The following is a 15,866-nucleotide window of genomic DNA, read 5'->3' on the forward strand; positions in this document are numbered from 1 at the left end:
CTGACCGGGCTCCTGTGGCGGCTGACACACCGGAGCGTATCCAGTCTGCGCGCAGCACGATACCGCGGTCCTGGCGACGGCGCCGGGCTCACTCTCCGGCGGGCTGCGCCTTCAGCCGCGCGGCTTCCCGGCGGACCTCGGCCTGGGTCTCGCGTTCACGGCGCAGCCAGTCCGGCTCGTCCGTTTTGAGCGTCTCGATCTGCTCGGTGGTGAGCGGTTCGGTGATCCCGCCCCGGGTCAGGCCGCCGATCGAGACGCCCAGCCTGGCCGCGACCACCGGGCGCGGGTGTGGCCCGTTGCGCCGCAGTTCGCGCAGCCACTCCGGCGGATCGGCCTGCAGCGCGTTCAGTTCGTCGCGGGAGACCACGCCCGCGCGGAACTCGGCGGGGGTGGCTTCCAGGTAGACGCCCAGCTTCTTGGCCGCGGTGGCCGGTTTCATCGTCTGGGTGCTCTTCTGCGAAGTCATGCCTGCCAGGGTAATCCGACCCGGTCCGGGTAGCCTGGCCCGGTGACAGGAACGCCGGTCTTCCGGCTCGGCTACGTGCCGGGGACGACCCCGGCCAAGTGGGTGCGGATCTGGCGCGAGCGCGAACCGGACGTGCCGCTGGAGCTGATCGCGGTGCCCGCCGGCGAGGCCGCGGACGCGGTGCGCGAAGACCGGGCCGACGCGGTCCTGCTGCGGCTGCCCGGCGACCGCGAGGGCCTGCACGCGATCCCGCTCTACACCGAGACCACAGTGGTCGTGGTGCCCAAGGACCACCTGATCACCGCGGCGGACGAGGTCTCCGGCGCGGACCTGGCCGGTGAGGTGCTGCTGCACCCGCTCGACGACCCGCTCGGCTGGCCGGCCCCGCCCGGCATACTCGCCCGGGAACGCCCGGCCACCACCGGCGACGCGATCGAACTGATCGCCGCCGGGGTCGGCCTGCTCGTGGTGCCGCAGTCGCTGGCCCGGCTGCACCACCGCCGTGACCTGACCTACCGCACACTCACTGACGCCCCGCAGTCGCAGGTCGCACTGTCCTGGCCGGAGGGTACGACGAGCGCGCTGGTGGAGCAGTTCATCGGCATCGTCCGCGGCCGCACGGTGAACAGCACCCGCGGGCAGCAGGAGGCGAAGGCGAAAGGCACGGAACCGGTGCGGGCGCGGAAGCCGCCGCGTGGTCGTGCCACTTCGGGCAAGGGCGCTGGGCCGAAGCCTGGGGGCCGGGGGAAGCCCCGCCGTCGTCGGTGAACGGCCGGGGGTTGTCCCCGGGCCGTGGGTCGTCGGCTTCGGCCCGTTCCCGACCGAGTTGCTCGACGAGTACCTGCGCAAGCAGGGCGGCGAGGTCGGCGTGACCACCGGCCGCTCGCGGCGCACCGGCTGGTTCGACGCGGTGGAGCCGGGTTGACGCAGTGTCCGCCCGCCGGCGGAGTCCGGGGCCTGTCCGCGGGGCGTGGTTTGTCCGGGGGCGGGGAGCCGGGTAGATCGAGTCGCTGGGTCCGCCGGCTGAGTCCGGGGCCGGATCGACAGGGTTGGTATCGGCGGGATGTCTTGTCGGATCGCGGCGCGTGGCGAGATCCTCTCGCCGACGACAGGGACGGTGCGTGTGCCGTCCGGATTGTGCTTGCTGTGAAAGGGTTCCTTACTGTTCGCGGAGTGCGGAGTGGCCACTGTGGACAATCGACGGCTTCCTCGCTGCGCGGGCGAGGGCGGCGGCTGGTGCCCTGTGCGGAGCGTGAGGTGCTCGCGTGGAATGACCGAAGGACCGCGATCACCGGACGGCCGGTGGTCACCGAGGGGCCGCGATACGGAGCCAGGACCAGCCGGTGTACGCGGAGTAGCCGGCGTGATCACCCGTCCGGACCGGGTTCCGGCGATACACTCTCCCCGATGACGGAGTCAGGCTTTCCGCCCCCGCCCGACGGGCGGGCGGCTCGCTGGGCAGGACAGCGGGAACGCCGGCGCCAGGAATTCGTCGACGCCGGTCTGCGGGCGATCGCCCGGTACGGGCCGGAGGCGTCCACCGAGCAGATCGCCGACGCGGCCGGGGTCGCGCGCACCCGCGTCTACAAGCATTTCACCGACGCGGCCGACCTGCAGCAGGCCATCGCGCGGCGGGCCGCGGAGATGATCGCCGCCGAGTTCGAGCCGCTGGCGACGGCCGCGGGCACCACGCACGAGCTGGTGCGCAGCGCGATCGGCACGCATATCGAGTGGGTCGTCCGGCACCGGGCGCTGTACCAGTATCTCGTGCGGCATTCGAGCACCGGGTCGGGCGACGCGGTCGCCGACGTGAAGACCGTGATCGCCGGGCAGCTGGCCATCCGGCTCGACTACTACCTCGGTGTGTTCGGCGCGGACCGCCGGATCGGCGAGACCCTGGTGCACGGGCTGGTCGGATTCATCGAGGCGAGCACCGCACGCTGGCTCGACGAACCACGGGAACTCGGCCGCGGCGAACTGTGCGAGCTGCTCGCGCGCTCGGTGTGGGCGGTGCTGGACGACCTTCTGCGGGCCGGCGGGATCGTGCTGAATCCCGATTCGCCGCTGTCCGATCCGGACTTTCGCAGGCTGCGCTGAACCCGGGTGCGGCCACGCGGGGAGGGACCGGCTCAGGCCTTGCGCCCGACCCCGCCGGCAATGCATTCCCGGACCTGGTTGAGCGCCTGGTAGCGCGGGCCGTCCGGCCACCAGTCGTCGCACAGCGACAGACCGGGCTCGACCAGTTCGGTGCCGCCGAACATGGTGCCGATCTGCTCGTAGGTGCGAAACACCCCGCTGCCCATCGGGCTGTGCGTGAACTTCTCCTCCATCCGCCGCGCGAGCTCGCTGTGCCCGGGCGTCTGCGGGTCGAGGAAATGGGCGACCACCACGAACGAACCGGACGGCAGTGCGTCCACAAAGGACCGCATCAGCTCGGCGTAGTCGTCGCCGAGGTAGTGGTGCAGGGTGCCGTTCTGCAGCAGCGCGATCGGCTTGGTCCAGTCCAGGAATTCCCGCGTGGCCTCGTGTCCGAGCACCTCGGCGGGGGTGAAGATGTCGGCCTCGATGAACTTGGTGTACTGATTTTCCTCCAGCAGCGCGCGCCCGTGCGCCAGCACCACCGGGTCGTTGTCCACATAGAGCACCCGGGCCTCGGGGATGATCCGCTGCACGACCTGGTGGGTGTTCTCTGCGGTGGGCAGCCCGGGGCCGCAGTCCAGGTACTGGGTGACCTGGCCCTGACTGGCCAGGAACCGGCAGGCCCGGATCAGGAAGTTGCGGTTCGCCCAGGCCAGGTCGGTCACCTCGGGAGCGACCTCGGCCACCTGCTGCAGCACCCGGCGGTCGATCTCGTAGTTGTTCGTCCCGTTCAGCGCCGCGTCGTAGACGCGCGCGATGCTCGCCCGGGTGATGTCCACTCCGACGGGTGTGGAACCGGGCGAGGGGGTGGCCTCGGACATCTGGTGTCACCTCGATGTGTCGGGCGTCTCGTGCGGACACTCACCGTACCGTCACCCCATCGGGTTGAGGCCGCCAGGCCGGGGCGCCGCGGCCGAAGGCCAATCTTGATTGATTCCAGAAAATGCGGCACACTGCGGGTGTGCCGACGACTACGGACTTCGAGCGGATGCTGCGCGAGGCGGCGTTGCGGGTGACCCGGCCCCGGGTGGCCGTGCTCTCCGCCGTGCACGCCCATTCGCATGCGGACACGGAGTCCATCATCGGTGTCGTGCGCGCGGACCTCGGTGAGGTCTCGCACCAAGCCGTCTACGACGTGCTGCGCGCGCTGACCGGCGCGGGGCTGCTGCGGCGCATCCAGCCGCCCGGTTCCCTCGCCCGGTACGAAGCACGGGTCGGGGACAATCACCACCACGTCGTCTGCCGTTCGTGCGGCGCCATCGCCGATGTCGACTGCGCCGTCGGCCCGGCTCCCTGCCTGACCCCCTCGGACGCGAACGGGTTCGTCATCGACGAGGCCGAGGTCGTCTACTGGGGTCTTTGCCCGGCCTGTGCGGCTGTTCCTGCTTCTTGAGTGCCATCGATTCCCGGAAGGATTGCAGTGACTGAGACCCCTGACGCCGTTATCGGCGACATCAACGAGGAGAGCGCGGGCGGGTGCCCGGTCGCGGGGGGGCGCTTCGCCCACCCGACCGAGGGGGGCGGCAACCGCGAATGGTGGCCGCGGCAGCTGAACCTGAAGATCCTGCGCAAGCACGGCGCGGCCGCCGACCCGATGGACGGCGATTTCGACTACACCAAGGAATTCCTGTCCCTCGACCTGGACGAGCTGGCCGGCGACGTGGACGCGGCGCTGACCACCTCGCAGGACTGGTGGCCCGCCGACTTCGGGCACTACGGCGGCCTGATGGTGCGGATGGCCTGGCACAGCGCCGGTACCTACCGGATCGACGACGGCCGCGGCGGGGCGGGCGCGGGCATGCAGCGGTTCGCGCCGCTGAACAGCTGGCCGGACAACGTGAACCTGGACAAGGCGCGCCGGTTGCTGTGGCCGGTCAAGAAGAAGTACGGCCGCAAGATCTCGTGGGCCGACCTGATGATCTTCGCCGGCAACCGCGCGCTGGAGACGATGGGCTTCACCACCTTCGGCTTCGCCGGTGGCCGCGCGGACGTGTGGGAGCCGGACGAGGACGTCTACTGGGGCCCGGAGCGCACCTGGCTCGGCGACGAGCGCTACACCGGTGACCGCGATCTGGAGAAGCCGCTGGCCGCGGTCCAGATGGGCCTGATCTACGTGAACCCGGAAGGCCCGAACGGCAATCCGGACCCGCTGGCCGCCGCGCGCGACATCCGCGAGACCTTCGGCCGGATGGCGATGAACGACGAGGAGACCGTCGCGCTCATCGCCGGTGGGCACAGCTTCGGCAAGACCCACGGTGCCGCACCGGATTCCGACGTCGGCCCGGAGCCGGAGGGCGCGCCGCTGGAGGAGCAGGGCCTCGGCTGGAAGAACGGCTTCGGCAGCGGCAAGGGCCGGGACACCATCGGCAGTGGCCTGGAGGTCACCTGGACGCCGACCCCGGTGCAGTGGAGCAACTGGTTCTTCCACAACCTGTTCGAGTACGAGTGGGAGCTGGTCAAGAGCCCGGCGGGGGCGCATCAGTGGACGCCCAAGGACGGCAAGGGGCGCAACACCGTGCCGGACCCGGAGGACGGCAAGCTCAACCGGACTCCCGGCATGCTGACCACCGACCTCGCGCTGCGTTTCGACCCGGTCTACGGGGAGATCTCGAGGCGGTTCTACGAGAACCCGGACCAGTTCGCGGACGCGTTCGCGCGGGCCTGGTTCAAGCTGACCCACCGCGACATGGGCCCGATCCAGCGCTACCTCGGCCCGCTGGTGCCGCAGGAAGAGCTGATCTGGCAGGACCGCGTGCCCGCCGTGGACCACGAGCTGGTCGGCGACGCGGACGTGGCCGACCTCAAGGCGAAGCTTCTCGGCTCAGGCCTGACCGTGGCGCAGCTGGTGTCCACGGCCTGGGCGTCCGCGTCGAGCTTCCGCGGCAGTGACAAGCGCGGTGGCGCGAACGGTGCGCGCATCCGGCTTGAGCCGCAGCGTGGCTGGGAGGTCAACGAGCCGGACCAGCTGGCGCAGGTGCTGCGCACACTCGAAGGCGTCCAGGAATCCTTCAACAGCGCGCAGAGCGGTGGCAAGAAGGTCTCGCTGGCCGACCTGATCGTGCTCGGCGGGGTGGCCGCGGTGGAGAAGGCCGCCAAGGACGCCGGCGTCGAGGTGCAGGTGCCGTTCTCCGCGGGCCGCACCGACGCTTCGCAGGAGCAGACCGACATCGATTCGTTCGCTCCGCTGGAGCCGGTCGCCGACGGGTTCCGCAACTACCGCGGCAAGGGCGGCGAGCTGCCCGCGGAGTTCCTGCTGGTCGATCGGGCCAACCTGCTGAACCTGACCGCGCCGGAGCTGACCGTGCTGGTCGGCGGCCTGCGTGTGCTGGGTGCGAACTACCAGCAGCGTGCGCACGGCGTGTTCACCGAGAACCCGGGCCGGCTGACCAACGACTTCTTCGCGAACCTGCTCGACCAGGGCACGCAGTGGCAGCCGGCGGCCGGGGACGGCGAGACCTTCGAGGGCCGCGACCGGGCCACCGGTGAGGTCAAGTGGACCGGCACCCGGGTCGACCTGATCTTCGGGTCGAACTCCGAGCTGCGCGCCGTCGCCGAGGTCTACGCGAGCGACGACGCCAAGGAGAAGTTCGTGCGGGACTTCGTGTCCGCCTGGCACAAGGTGATGAACGCGGACCGGTTCGACCTGGTCTGATTCGTCCACTGAGGACGGCCCCGGCCGGATTGGTGAAGGTCGTAAAGGGGCCCTTCACGGACTCTGAGTCCGTGAAGGGCCCCTTCACAGCGTTGTTGGGCGTGTCGCGGCGGAGCGGGTGTCCGGTTCAGCCGGGGGCGATCCGGTACCCGTACCCTCGTCGATGAACAGCACCCCGCCGAGGCATTCCTCGAACACCACGGACGTCTTCTCCGCGATGTGCCCGATGTACTGCCCGACGAGATCTCGGCGGGAGACCTCGCGGAATTGCCCGCCGGTGAGCACCCCGAGTTCGGCCAGCAAACTGCCGTAAGTCCGGGCCACGGTCGTCTTCCCGGTACCGGGGGCACCGGTGAAGATCAGGTGGTGGCTGACCGCGCCGACGGCGAGCCCGGCGTTGCGCCGCCATTCGTCCACCTGGATTTCGTCCACGACGGCGCGTACTTCGGCCTTGACCCCGCGCAGGCCGACCATTCCGTCCAGCTGGGTGAGCAGTCCGTCCAAGCCCTTGGCCGCAATGCCGGACGCGGATTCGATGACGGACGGAGCCGCGCCTTCGGCGAGTTCGATCGACGGCTCCTCGGTGTTCTCCAGCCGGCACGCCTCGACCAGTCCGGTGCAGTCGCCGCCGAAGGAGATCCCGGCGCCGGTCACGTCGTGCACGGCGGTCCGCCGGATCGTCGGCACGCTGCGGTGCGCGACCGCGATCCCCGGCCCGTTGGTGCGGGACACGTCGCAGCCTTCGATCACCGGGCGCGCGTAGTGGTAGATGTAGATCCCCCGGTATCCGCAACCGGCGATGGTGCAACCGGCCACCGCCGGATCGGCGCCGAGGCCGATCACCAGCCCGTCCCCCGGTGATGTCACGGATTTCGCAGTTTTCCACCCGGCCGGAAGAGCTTTCCACCACCACGCCCGGTTCGGCACCGCTGATCGTGCAGCGGCTGAGGGTGAAGCGGTGGCAGCCCCGCACGCTGACCGCGGGCCGCCGCCCGCGGTCAGCGTGCAGCGTTCCAAGGTCAGTTCGGCGTCCTTGGCGTGCACTGCGGTACCGGCGGCGTCCACCTCGATTCCTTGCGGGGCAAGGGAACCCGCGCGGACGTGGAGTGCGGTCCACGCCGCGCCGGTACAGTCCAGCCGCACGGTCGCGCCGGGTGCGGCACGCAGCGTCAGGCTGCGCCCGACGAGGTCGAACGTCTCCTCATAACGACCGTCCGTCACGGAGATCGTGGCTCCGTCCGGAGCTTCCGCACTGCGTCGCCGATCGTCGGGTACGCGCCCTGCTGTCCGGGCGCTACCAGCAGAGTCCGGGAACCCGCGGTGGTCATCAGCCCGCCCGCTCGTTCAGCCAGCCGCGGTCGGCGGCCTTGGCGCCGGCCTGGAACCGGCTGCGCGCGCCCAGCCTGTTCATCACGTCGGCGACTGTTCGCCGCACGGTCCGTACCGAAATGCCCAGCTTCACCGCGGCGGCCGCGTCGGTGCAGCCCGCGGACAGCAGTTTGAGCAGTTCCCGTTCCCGCTGGTCGCTCTCGGCGTCTTCGGCGGCCGATTGCAGGGGCACGGCGGTGGGCCACACCCGTTCGAACAGCTCCACCACGGACGTCACGACGCCGGGCAGGTGGAACGCCGCCATGCCGGAAACCCCTGCGGGCAAGACGACCGCGGTGCCGTCGATGACGAGTGCGTCCAGCGGCACCCGCGGGATCGTGCGGGTGGAGGCGCCGGCCAGGCTCAGCTCGGCGAGCCGCGTGGACAGCCGGCGCGGTCCGCGCGGCGTCCGGCGCGAGCACGCGGTAGCGCACGCCGCGGCGCAGATTGTCCTGATCACCAGGCCGGACCAGCCCGATCGGGTCCGGGACGAGCGCGGACTGCGTGCTCATCACGAGGACCTCGAACGAGGCGTGGGAGAGCAGTTCGGCCACGGCGTTCGCGGGCGTGCCGGAAAGCGGGCGGGGCTGGTCGAATGCGAGGGTCATCGCGGAAAACCTCCGATCGGGAGCGACGTGGCCACTGCGGGGAAGTGGTCGCCGTCGAGACGGGACAGCCGGACTCCGGCGGGGACGAGGGAGCGGCCGAGCCGGGCGGCGGTCGCGTCGACCGCCGCCACGGTGGTGGCGGCGAGCCGGAGCACGCCGGACCGGTTGCCGGACAGGGCAGTGCTGGGCCGGGCAGTGCCGGAAAGGTTGACGCTGACCGCGGCGGAGGTTCGCTTCCCTTTGCTGGAGCGGGATTTCGAGGCAGTTGTGAGTACGGTGTGGGCGAGTCTCTGATCAGCGAGAAAACAGCTCGCCTGCGATGCGTTCGATCTCGGCCCGTGCGGCTTCGGCGGCGGCGTGCACGGTCATGGCGATGGTCGCGGCGAGTGCGCGGGAGTCGGTGGCGCGGTAGATCCGCCGGTCGAGTTCGAGTTCGAGCAGACGGCCGTGTGCGTCGGTGGTGGCGCGGACGAGGCCGCCCGGGGAATCCGCGGTGGCTTCGATGCCGGTGAGGGTTTTGCGAAAGCCGCGCAGTGCGGAAGCGAATTCGCGGTACTGAATCTGTCCGTCCACAGTGGTCTCCTCGATTCGGTATCGCCAATTTTCTCCACTGTGGAACGGATCCGGGACACGGTGACCGCTTCCGGTCAGCTGCCGCCGAAGTGGCTGGAAGACAGGGAGCATGGCCACACCATGAAACGATTCGCCGCCCTGCTCGCGCTCGTCCTGGCGTTGCTGGTTGTGGTGCCGCCGCTCGCTGAAGGTGCGCCGCCCGCGGGTGCGTGCACCAGCGCAGAGCCGGCGCACTCGACGATCGTCCAGGAACCGTGGGCATAGCAGCTGCTCGATCCGAAGCGGGTGTGGCCGCACAGCGCTGGCGCCGGTGTGCTGGTCGCGGTGGTGGATTCCGGCGTCGACTCGGATCATTCGCAGCTGAGCGCGCCGGGCAAAGTGCTGCCGGGCCGTGACTTCTTCTACGCCGGCGACCTGCCCGGCGATTACGACTGCGTGTCGCACGGAACGGCGGTCGCCTCCATCATCGCGGCCGATCCGGTTTCCGGAGCCGGGTTCGCCGGAATCGCGCCGGGCGCGCGGATTCTGCCGGTGCGGGTCACCGACCGTTCGCTCAACGACGGTGGCCGGCCACAGCCGATCGATCCCGAGGCGGTTCGTCGCGGTATCCGTTACGCCGCGGACGAGGGCGCGAAGGTGATCAACCTGTCGCTGTCGGGATACCGGGACCTGCCCGCGATCCGGGACGCCGTCGCGTACGCGCAGGCCAGGGACGCGCTGATCGTCGCCGCAGTCGGGAATCGGCGGCAGAACGCAGCCGGTACGGCTTCGTTCCCGGCTGGGTATCCCGGGGTGCTCGGCGTCGGTTCGCTCGACATCTCCGGCGTGCGCGACGACAGTTCGCAGATCGGTGACTATGTCGATCTGATGGCACCAGGCAAGAGCGTGGTCGGCGCGACCCGGGCCGGTGGGCACGACTACTGGGAGGGCACCAGCTTCGCGACCCCGTTCGTCGCGGGCACGGCCGCACTCGTCCGGGCCGCTTGGCCGTCGTTGAACGCGGAACAGGTCGCGCAACGGCTGATCGCCACCGCCGGCATGACCCGGGGCGGCGCGGGCAGCCCCGCCTACGGCGCGGGTGTAGTCGACCCGTACCGCGCGGTGACCGAAGGGCTCTCCGGTGCGCCCGCGGTACTCCCTGCGGTGCCTCCGCAAGCCGTGGATCTCGCTGCGGAACGTGCGCACACCTGGTGGGAACGCACTGGTGCTTCGGCGAAACACGTTGCCGCTGCGTTGGTTCTGGCGATCCTGCTCGCTGGGCTCGCTGGGCTCGCTGCTGCGGTCACCACACGTGGCCGGCGGCGCGGCTGGCGGGCCGGACGGTCTGCCGCCAAGCCCAGGGTCGTCACCCGCGAGGAACCGCCCGAGGAGATGTTCCTGTTCCCGCCGCCCGCAATCGAGCGCCCGCGGCCTTGACCGGCTCGTTGTGATCAGTTGGAGGAACCATGAGACACCGGCTCGCCGGAGTGCTGCTGTTGCCGGCCGTGGCCGGGTGTCCGGCGGAACCGCCCGGCTCGCCGCCGGTCACGCTGCCCGAATCGTCGTCGTTCCACTCGATGTTCTCCAGCAGCCCGGCGCCGTCGACCACCGTCGCGGACGGCCGGAACGTCGCCGCCTGCAGCGACGGTTCGTGCGAAATACTCGTCAGCACCGGCACCCGGGTGGCCTTCACCGCCTCGAACGGCCCCGCCACCCTGGTGGTCACGCGGATCGCCCCCGGACGGCGCGGCCTTATCACTGCTCGGCGGTTTCGAAGGCACTATCGAACCTACTGCGGGACAACTCGACGACGTGCGGTTCGCCATCACCTCGGACCACGAAGGCCGCGGGGTACTCCGGCTGACCCGGGGCTAGATGTCTACATAGGACACTGTCAAGGCGAGTTCCGGGTTTTCCACCCGCGGCTGTCTTCTTCATGGCACGATGATGGGGTGGATGAGTTGGCGCAGGGTGACGACGGCAGCCCGATGACGTTCGGTGACTACCTTCGGCTGCACGTGGCGTGGGCGCGGCGGGCCGCCGAGGTCCAGGCCGAGGCAGCCGATCTGTATCACCAGCTGGCCGAGCGCGGTATGCCCGGCCTGGCCGACCAGCGGGACGAGACCCTTCGCGCGATCGCGCACATGGAGCAGGTGGCCGACGTGAACGCGGCGCAGAGCATCGCGCACGACGAGATGATGGCTGCGGGCGGCCCGGAGAATTCCCGTGCCTATGTCGAGTACGAGGCCATGACCCGCCGCCACCAGGAACTACTCCCCAGAGACACCTTGGGGTGACAGGGTCCCGGCAAAGTCGGTCGAGGACCCGCGACCAGCAGAGAGCCGTGGCTGCCGCGTCATCATCGACGACACCTGCCATCTCGATCGATTACGCCCGGCAGCAGGCGAAGCGGAGGTATTCGAGATACGCGACCACCTCGCGCTGTGCGCCGGACCTGCCCCGGGTCCGTGAAGGGGCCCTTCACGGCCTTAGATAGGGCTTTGTTATGGGGGTAGTTCTCGTTGGCAGAGGGCGCAGGCCCCGGTCCAGCACGTGAGCAGGTTCTGCAGGAGCAGGGCGACCTGTCCGAGTGTCAGGCCGGGGCCGCGTTTTTTAGTGTGCGGGCGCGGTATTCGGTGAGGAACAGCAAGGCCGCGGTGACGAGCGTGACGTGGCGGTGCCAGCCTGGCCAGGTGCGGCCTTCGAAGTGGTCGATACCGAGGGTGTTTTTGAGTTCGCGGTAGCTGGTCTCGATGGCCCACCGGGCTTTGGCGAGCCGGACCAGGCGCGTGATGGTGGGGCGGGCAACGCCGGGAAGGTGAGCCAGCCATACGTGGGCAGGCTCGTCTGGTTTCTTGGTGTCCCATTGGATCAGCAGCCACCGGTCGGGCAGGCAGGTTTTCGCCGCGGACGCTCGTTGCCGTACCGGCCTTCCGGCCTCACGTACCCGTAGCAGGCTGAAATGGGCCACCCGTTCACCGTCGTCGGTGTGCCAGGACACCGGGGTCTTGGTGGCACCGGCGGCGATGCCGGTAGCCGGCAGGTGTTTGCCTTCGCGTGCCCACGCGGTGTCGGGTTCCCGACGCCAGGGCAGCAGGCTGATGTCGTGGTTGACCTGCACCACGAACCCCAGACCACGACCGGCGAGACCGTCCCGGAACTCACCGGCCCGGCCGTAGTCTTCATCAGCCACCACCGGAGGTGGTGTGAGTTTCTGCTCGGCCAGCTCGTCGAGAGCGTCCAGCGCCAGTTGCCACTTGGGGCGATGGCGGACGTCGTCGGGGACCCGGGCGGGTCCCCGACGTTCGCCCGAGAGTTCCGGGTTCCACGACTCGGGCATGAACAACCGCCACGCCAGCGGCACCACACCGGTCCTGCCGCACGCGGTCACCGACACCGCGGCCTGACAGTTGGCCTGCCCACCGACCCGCCCGGAATGCTGACGAGCCACCCCGACACTGTCGTGACCGTCTTTGAGGAACGTCGTGTCATCGATCGCCCACACCGCCGGGCGCAGCAACCGCTGCGCCCGCGCCGCGATCCGGTTCTGCACCGGCTCCCACCGCCACGGCGAGTCCGTGACCAGATGATTCAAACTCTGCGCAGACACCCCCAGCACCCGCCCCATCCCGGTCGCGGTCTTGCGCTTCACGTCGGTCAGCAACGAACCCCGCAGATGATGCACGCACATATCCGCCCGCCGCTCGGCACCCGCAACCGGCTGCCCCGGCACGAACACCTCCCCCACGAACCGCTCCAGCTCACCATTCAACGCCCCCACCACAGCAAGATCCACACCAGAATCACACCACAAGATCAACAACTCCTGACAAAGCCCTATCAGAGTCTGTGAAGGGCCCCTTCACAGACCTCCACGGTCGGCGCAGGGCCCCTCACACCGACTTTGCCGACACCCTGGGGTGACGCGAGCGCGTCGCTCACTTCAGCAGCTGAGTCAGCGCCACGATCAGCACGAACACGATCCCGACCGCCTGCGCGCCCGCCGTCCACGCCGAGGGCTCGTCGCCGGCCTTCCGGGCCGCGCCGGTCTTGATCGAGGCGGGCAGGAACAGCAGAAGCGCGATGGGCGCCAGGAAAATGGTCAGCCAGTCGAGCAGTAGCGGGTTCACCGGGGATCCCTCTCTTCCTTCTTCGCCGTGGAAACGGGTCCTCCGCCGCCGCGGCGGCGAAGGACCTGACCGTCCACGATGGACTAAATGGTGACGCTGCCGACCCGGGCCTTGGCCGAGGCGAGTGCCTGCTGCAGCTCGCCGTTCGCCTTCACCACCCCGCCGCGCAGGGCCTGCAGCATGTCCTGCTGCGCGGTGGAGACCTGCTGCCAGGCCTGGTTCACCTCGGTGAACTGGCCCCCGGCCTGGTCGAGCCAGTCGTTGGCGGTGGCCCCGGAGGCGGTGCGCCAGGTGTCCATCTCCTGCTGCACCTTGCCCACCGTCGCCATGATCTGCGCGGAAAGCTGGTCCAGCTGACCGAAGTTGCCCTTGATCAGCATGTCATCCTCCTGCCGGGTTGAGCGCGCCACCGAACGGGGACATCCCGCCGGCCGCGTGCAGGCCGGACGCGCTGGCCTGGTCGGCCATGTCGTAGGTGTTCGACGAGTACTTGGTGTTCTCGCCGAGGTGGTCGAGCGCCGCGACGAGCCGGTTGAGGCCCTGCTCCCAGTTGGCATGCGCGCGTCGAACGCGGGTCGCGCGGTGCCTTCCCACTGGCCCTTGAGCGCTTCCACGGTGGGCCGCAGCGCCGCCTGATGGGACTGGATGTTCGTGGACACGTTGCCTGCCATCTGCGCACCGCGCTGCAGGCTCTCGGTCACGCCGTGCAGCTGATCGCCATTCGGCATGGGGCTCGCTCCTTTCCGATCGGTCGACGGGCGCGTCAGGCCCGCGTACCCGGGGTCTGGCGCCGACGCCGCAGGTGGCGGGTTCCTGAGGCCTGTTCCTGCCGCTGCGGCCCAGTGCCCCGCGCGGGGAGTGATGATCGCCGGGACGCGAATCTGGAGGAGGCAGTCGTGGTGCGCAGGCCGATCCGCCGCCCGGCGCCGGAGATGCCCTCGGGCGAACTCGTGCTGGACGCGCCGCCGGAGCTGCCCACCGCACCCGGCCGCGGGTGGACGCAGGTGCTGATGGTGCTGCCGATGGTGGCCATGATGGCCGCGATGGTGTTGTTGTTCAGCGGAAACGGCACCGCGTTGCGTTCGATCATCACGTCGCTTGCACTCACGCACACTCCGCGCGAAGTTCAGTTCTACTGTTTGGACTTCGGTGGCGGTTCGCTGTCCTCACTACGCGGGCTGCCGCACGTCGGCGGCGTCGCGGGACGGCAGAACGTCGGTGCGGTCCGGCGCACGATCGCCGAAGTGTCCACTGTGGTCTCCGAACGGGAACGCCGGTTCGCTGAGGACGAAGTGGACGGAATGGCCGCGTACCGGGAGAACCATCCCGAGGACGACCGCTACGGCGACGTGTTCCTTGTCGTGGACGGATGGCTGACACTGCGTAAGGACTTCGAGGATCTCGAAGACGTGGTCGGTGCGATCGCGGCGCGCGGGCTGGCCTATGGCGTGCACATCGTGGCGACGTGCTCGCGGTCATTCGATCTGCGGCCCAATGTGCGGGACCTGTTCGGCAGCCGGATCGAGCTTCGGCTCGGTGACCCGGTCGACACCACTGTGGACCGGATGAGCGCACTCGACGTGCCGGACAACTCGCCAGGCCGCGGCATCGCCAGTACCGGACACCAGCTGTTGATGGCCCTGCCCCGAGTGGACGGGCGGGACACTGTGGACGATCTGCCCGCCGGTGTGTCCACATTGGTCGGACAGGTCGCCGAGTCGTGGCAGGGGGAACCGGCGCCGAACGTCCGTCTGCTGCCACCGAAGCTGGCCTACGCGGCCTTGCCGCCGCGTGACGATCCGGCCGGGCACCGGCTCACCATCGGGATCGCGGAGCAGGACTTGGCTCCGGTGCAGCTCGATTTCGCCGCGGACGCGCACCTTATGCTGCTCGGCGACGCCGATTCCGGCAAGACCGCTTTCCTGCGCTCGCTGGCCAAGCGGATCACCGAATCCTATTCCCCGGAACAGGCCCGGATCCTGCTGGTGGACCACCGGCGCGGCCTGCTCGGCGAGGTCGGTCAGGAGCATCTGCTCGGTTACGGTACCGACCTCGCCACCACCACCCGGCTGATGAACGAGGCGGCCGGCGCGATGGCGCAGCGGCTGCCCGGCCCGGACGTCACCCCGGAACAGCTGCGTGCCCGCAACTGGTGGCAGGGCCCGGCCTCGACGCCGGGTTCGGAGCGCTTTCGTCGGGATCCGGTTCCGTCGGTCCGTTTTCGGCAACTCCAGGCGACGCGCCGGATCCGGTGGCCGGCCAACGCTCGTCAGGTCCAGTGGTGGCTCCGCCAAACCTGCCGGACGGCGCTGGTTCCGTTCCGGTCCCACCGCCCGGCTCGATGGAGGTAGACGGCAGCGAGGGCGCATTCGACGACTTCGGTGCAGTAGGGGCGTCCGTAGGTGGGGACGACTTCGCCCAGCACCCGGTCGAGTTGCCTTCGGGCGAAGGGCAGCTTCCGCCCGGACGCGAGCCGGAGCTGGGGGGTTGGGACGACGCCGCGGTACCTGCCGAGGAGGCGCCGAGCGGTCGGCGGGTGCGGCTGGATCTCGTGGCCGGCGGGCTGATCGTGCTCGTGGTGCTCGGCGTGGGGCTGGTCCTGGCGCTCAGCGGCGAGTCCGACGATCTCGCCACCACCGAACGGACGCCGCCACCCCCGGCCCCGTCCTCGGCGGCGGCGCAGGCGGTCGACGTGCGGCTCGAACCGCCGGCGGATCACGGAACGCAAGTCACGCTCAGCTGGACCAGCAATTCCGACACGGTCGACTACGCGGTCATCGTCGCCCCGGAGGGGGAGCCGAACCGGGCGGTGCTCGCGCAGCGGCAGCACAGCCTGACGGTTCCGGTCGACCCGTTGCGGCGCTATTGCTTCGAGGTGCAGGCGACCGACAGCCGGGCTGTCTATCGCAGTGAACCGCAGCCCATTCGCGGGGCCGCTTGTCATCGGTGAG

20 protein-coding genes and 1 pseudogene are annotated in these 15,866 nt (G+C 69.9%); 10 read left to right on the forward strand and 11 right to left on the reverse strand.

What is annotated here, in order from left to right:
• Window positions 1-88 precede the first annotated feature (88 nt).
• A complete protein-coding gene (locus tag ATK36_RS22105) occupies window positions 89-466 on the reverse strand; it encodes a DUF5997 family protein (protein WP_170069848.1) in 378 nt (125 codons plus the stop codon).
• A 42-nt stretch (window positions 467-508) separates the two neighbouring features.
• Here ATK36_RS22105 and ATK36_RS22110 point away from each other — a divergent pair, with 42 nt between their 5' ends.
• The 3 genes and pseudogenes from ATK36_RS22110 (at window position 509) to ATK36_RS22120 (ending at window position 2,563) form a co-directional block, all read left to right on the forward strand.
• Window positions 509-1,234 (forward strand): LysR family substrate-binding domain-containing protein, encoded by a 726-nt coding sequence (locus tag ATK36_RS22110; protein WP_098513258.1) that lies wholly within the window; start codon window positions 509-511, stop codon window positions 1,232-1,234.
• Window positions 1,191-1,379: pseudogene (locus ATK36_RS33725) on the forward strand (adenylosuccinate synthetase); the annotation flags it as partial. The gene ATK36_RS22110 and the pseudogene ATK36_RS33725, both read left to right, overlap by 44 nt.
• A 494-nt stretch (window positions 1,380-1,873) precedes the next feature.
• Entirely contained in the window at window positions 1,874-2,563 is a 690-nt protein-coding gene (locus ATK36_RS22120; RefSeq protein WP_098513259.1) for a TetR/AcrR family transcriptional regulator, read from the forward strand.
• A 32-nt stretch (window positions 2,564-2,595) separates the two neighbouring features.
• Here ATK36_RS22120 and ATK36_RS22125 read toward each other — a convergent pair whose 3' ends face one another.
• The gene (locus ATK36_RS22125) at window positions 2,596-3,426 is read right to left on the reverse strand and encodes an SAM-dependent methyltransferase (protein WP_098513260.1); all 831 of its coding nucleotides are present in this window, start codon (window positions 3,424-3,426) and stop codon (window positions 2,596-2,598) included.
• Between the two features lie 140 nt (window positions 3,427-3,566).
• Between ATK36_RS22125 and ATK36_RS22130 the strand changes: the two genes are divergently transcribed.
• Together ATK36_RS22130 and katG are read left to right on the forward strand one after the other, a co-directional pair.
• Entirely contained in the window at window positions 3,567-3,998 is a 432-nt protein-coding gene (locus ATK36_RS22130) for a Fur family transcriptional regulator (RefSeq protein WP_098515088.1), read from the forward strand.
• A 27-nt stretch (window positions 3,999-4,025) separates the two neighbouring features.
• On the forward strand, window positions 4,026-6,257 hold the full coding sequence (katG, locus tag ATK36_RS22135; RefSeq protein WP_098513261.1) for a catalase/peroxidase HPI: 2,232 nt from the start codon (window positions 4,026-4,028) through the stop codon (window positions 6,255-6,257).
• A gap of 84 nt (window positions 6,258-6,341) precedes the next feature.
• Here katG and ATK36_RS22140 read toward each other — a convergent pair whose 3' ends face one another.
• From ATK36_RS22140 to ATK36_RS22150, 4 genes are all read right to left on the reverse strand, one after another.
• On the reverse strand, window positions 6,342-7,478 hold the full coding sequence (locus ATK36_RS22140) for a right-handed parallel beta-helix repeat-containing protein (protein ID WP_098513262.1): 1,137 nt from the start codon (window positions 7,476-7,478) through the stop codon (window positions 6,342-6,344).
• A 106-nt stretch (window positions 7,479-7,584) separates the two neighbouring features.
• A complete protein-coding gene (locus tag ATK36_RS22145) occupies window positions 7,585-8,085 on the reverse strand; it encodes a helix-turn-helix transcriptional regulator (protein WP_245914981.1) in 501 nt (166 codons plus the stop codon).
• Window positions 8,086-8,229: 144 nt separating this feature from the next.
• Entirely contained in the window at window positions 8,230-8,388 is a 159-nt protein-coding gene (locus ATK36_RS32410; RefSeq protein ID WP_170069849.1) for a hypothetical protein, read from the reverse strand.
• Between the two features lie 139 nt (window positions 8,389-8,527).
• Window positions 8,528-8,806, reverse strand: coding sequence for a YbaB/EbfC family nucleoid-associated protein (locus tag ATK36_RS22150; RefSeq protein WP_245914983.1), 279 nt, complete (start codon window positions 8,804-8,806; stop codon window positions 8,528-8,530).
• Between the two features lie 39 nt (window positions 8,807-8,845).
• Between ATK36_RS22150 and ATK36_RS34460 the strand changes: the two genes are divergently transcribed.
• The gene (locus ATK36_RS34460; protein WP_342752048.1) at window positions 8,846-9,070 is read left to right on the forward strand and encodes a hypothetical protein; all 225 of its coding nucleotides are present in this window, start codon (window positions 8,846-8,848) and stop codon (window positions 9,068-9,070) included.
• Window positions 9,071-9,091: 21 nt separating this feature from the next.
• Window positions 9,092-10,222, forward strand: coding sequence for a type VII secretion-associated serine protease mycosin (mycP, locus tag ATK36_RS22155; protein WP_342752049.1), 1,131 nt, complete (start codon window positions 9,092-9,094; stop codon window positions 10,220-10,222).
• On the opposite strand, the gene ATK36_RS31605 is transcribed toward mycP, so the two are convergent.
• Window positions 10,152-10,511 carry a hypothetical protein gene (locus tag ATK36_RS31605; protein ID WP_141544502.1) on the reverse strand — a complete coding sequence of 120 codons (360 nt, stop codon included), beginning with the start codon at window positions 10,509-10,511 and terminating at the stop codon, window positions 10,152-10,154. The genes mycP and ATK36_RS31605 overlap by 71 nt on opposite strands.
• A 226-nt stretch (window positions 10,512-10,737) precedes the next feature.
• Here ATK36_RS31605 and ATK36_RS22160 point away from each other — a divergent pair, with 226 nt between their 5' ends.
• Window positions 10,738-11,082: a hypothetical protein gene (locus ATK36_RS22160; protein ID WP_245914985.1), complete on the forward strand. Its 345-nt coding sequence runs from the start codon at window positions 10,738-10,740 to the stop codon at window positions 11,080-11,082.
• Window positions 11,083-11,378: 296 nt separating this feature from the next.
• On the opposite strand, the gene ATK36_RS22165 is transcribed toward ATK36_RS22160, so the two are convergent.
• The 4 genes from ATK36_RS22165 to ATK36_RS22180 form a co-directional block, all read right to left on the reverse strand.
• Window positions 11,379-12,566: an IS701 family transposase gene (locus tag ATK36_RS22165; RefSeq protein WP_211291895.1), complete on the reverse strand. Its 1,188-nt coding sequence runs from the start codon at window positions 12,564-12,566 to the stop codon at window positions 11,379-11,381.
• A 157-nt stretch (window positions 12,567-12,723) separates the two neighbouring features.
• Entirely contained in the window at window positions 12,724-12,915 is a 192-nt protein-coding gene (locus ATK36_RS22170; RefSeq protein ID WP_098513263.1) for a hypothetical protein, read from the reverse strand.
• Window positions 12,916-12,998: 83 nt separating this feature from the next.
• Window positions 12,999-13,295, reverse strand: coding sequence for a WXG100 family type VII secretion target (locus ATK36_RS22175; protein WP_098513264.1), 297 nt, complete (start codon window positions 13,293-13,295; stop codon window positions 12,999-13,001).
• A gap of 1 nt (window position 13,296) precedes the next feature.
• Window positions 13,297-13,509, reverse strand: a complete 213-nt coding sequence (locus ATK36_RS22180; RefSeq protein WP_098513265.1) for a hypothetical protein — start codon at window positions 13,507-13,509, stop codon at window positions 13,297-13,299.
• A gap of 302 nt (window positions 13,510-13,811) precedes the next feature.
• Between ATK36_RS22180 and eccCb the strand changes: the two genes are divergently transcribed.
• Window positions 13,812-15,266, forward strand: a complete 1,455-nt coding sequence (gene eccCb / locus ATK36_RS22185; RefSeq protein ID WP_245914987.1) for a type VII secretion protein EccCb — start codon at window positions 13,812-13,814, stop codon at window positions 15,264-15,266.
• A complete protein-coding gene (locus ATK36_RS22190) occupies window positions 15,257-15,865 on the forward strand; it encodes a hypothetical protein (protein WP_098513267.1) in 609 nt (202 codons plus the stop codon). Before eccCb ends, ATK36_RS22190 begins: the two co-directional genes overlap by 10 nt.
• Window position 15,866: the final 1 nt, after the last annotated feature.

The sequence above is a fragment of the Amycolatopsis sulphurea genome, from assembly GCF_002564045.1.
GTDB lineage: Bacteria > Actinomycetota > Actinomycetes > Mycobacteriales > Pseudonocardiaceae > Amycolatopsis > Amycolatopsis sulphurea.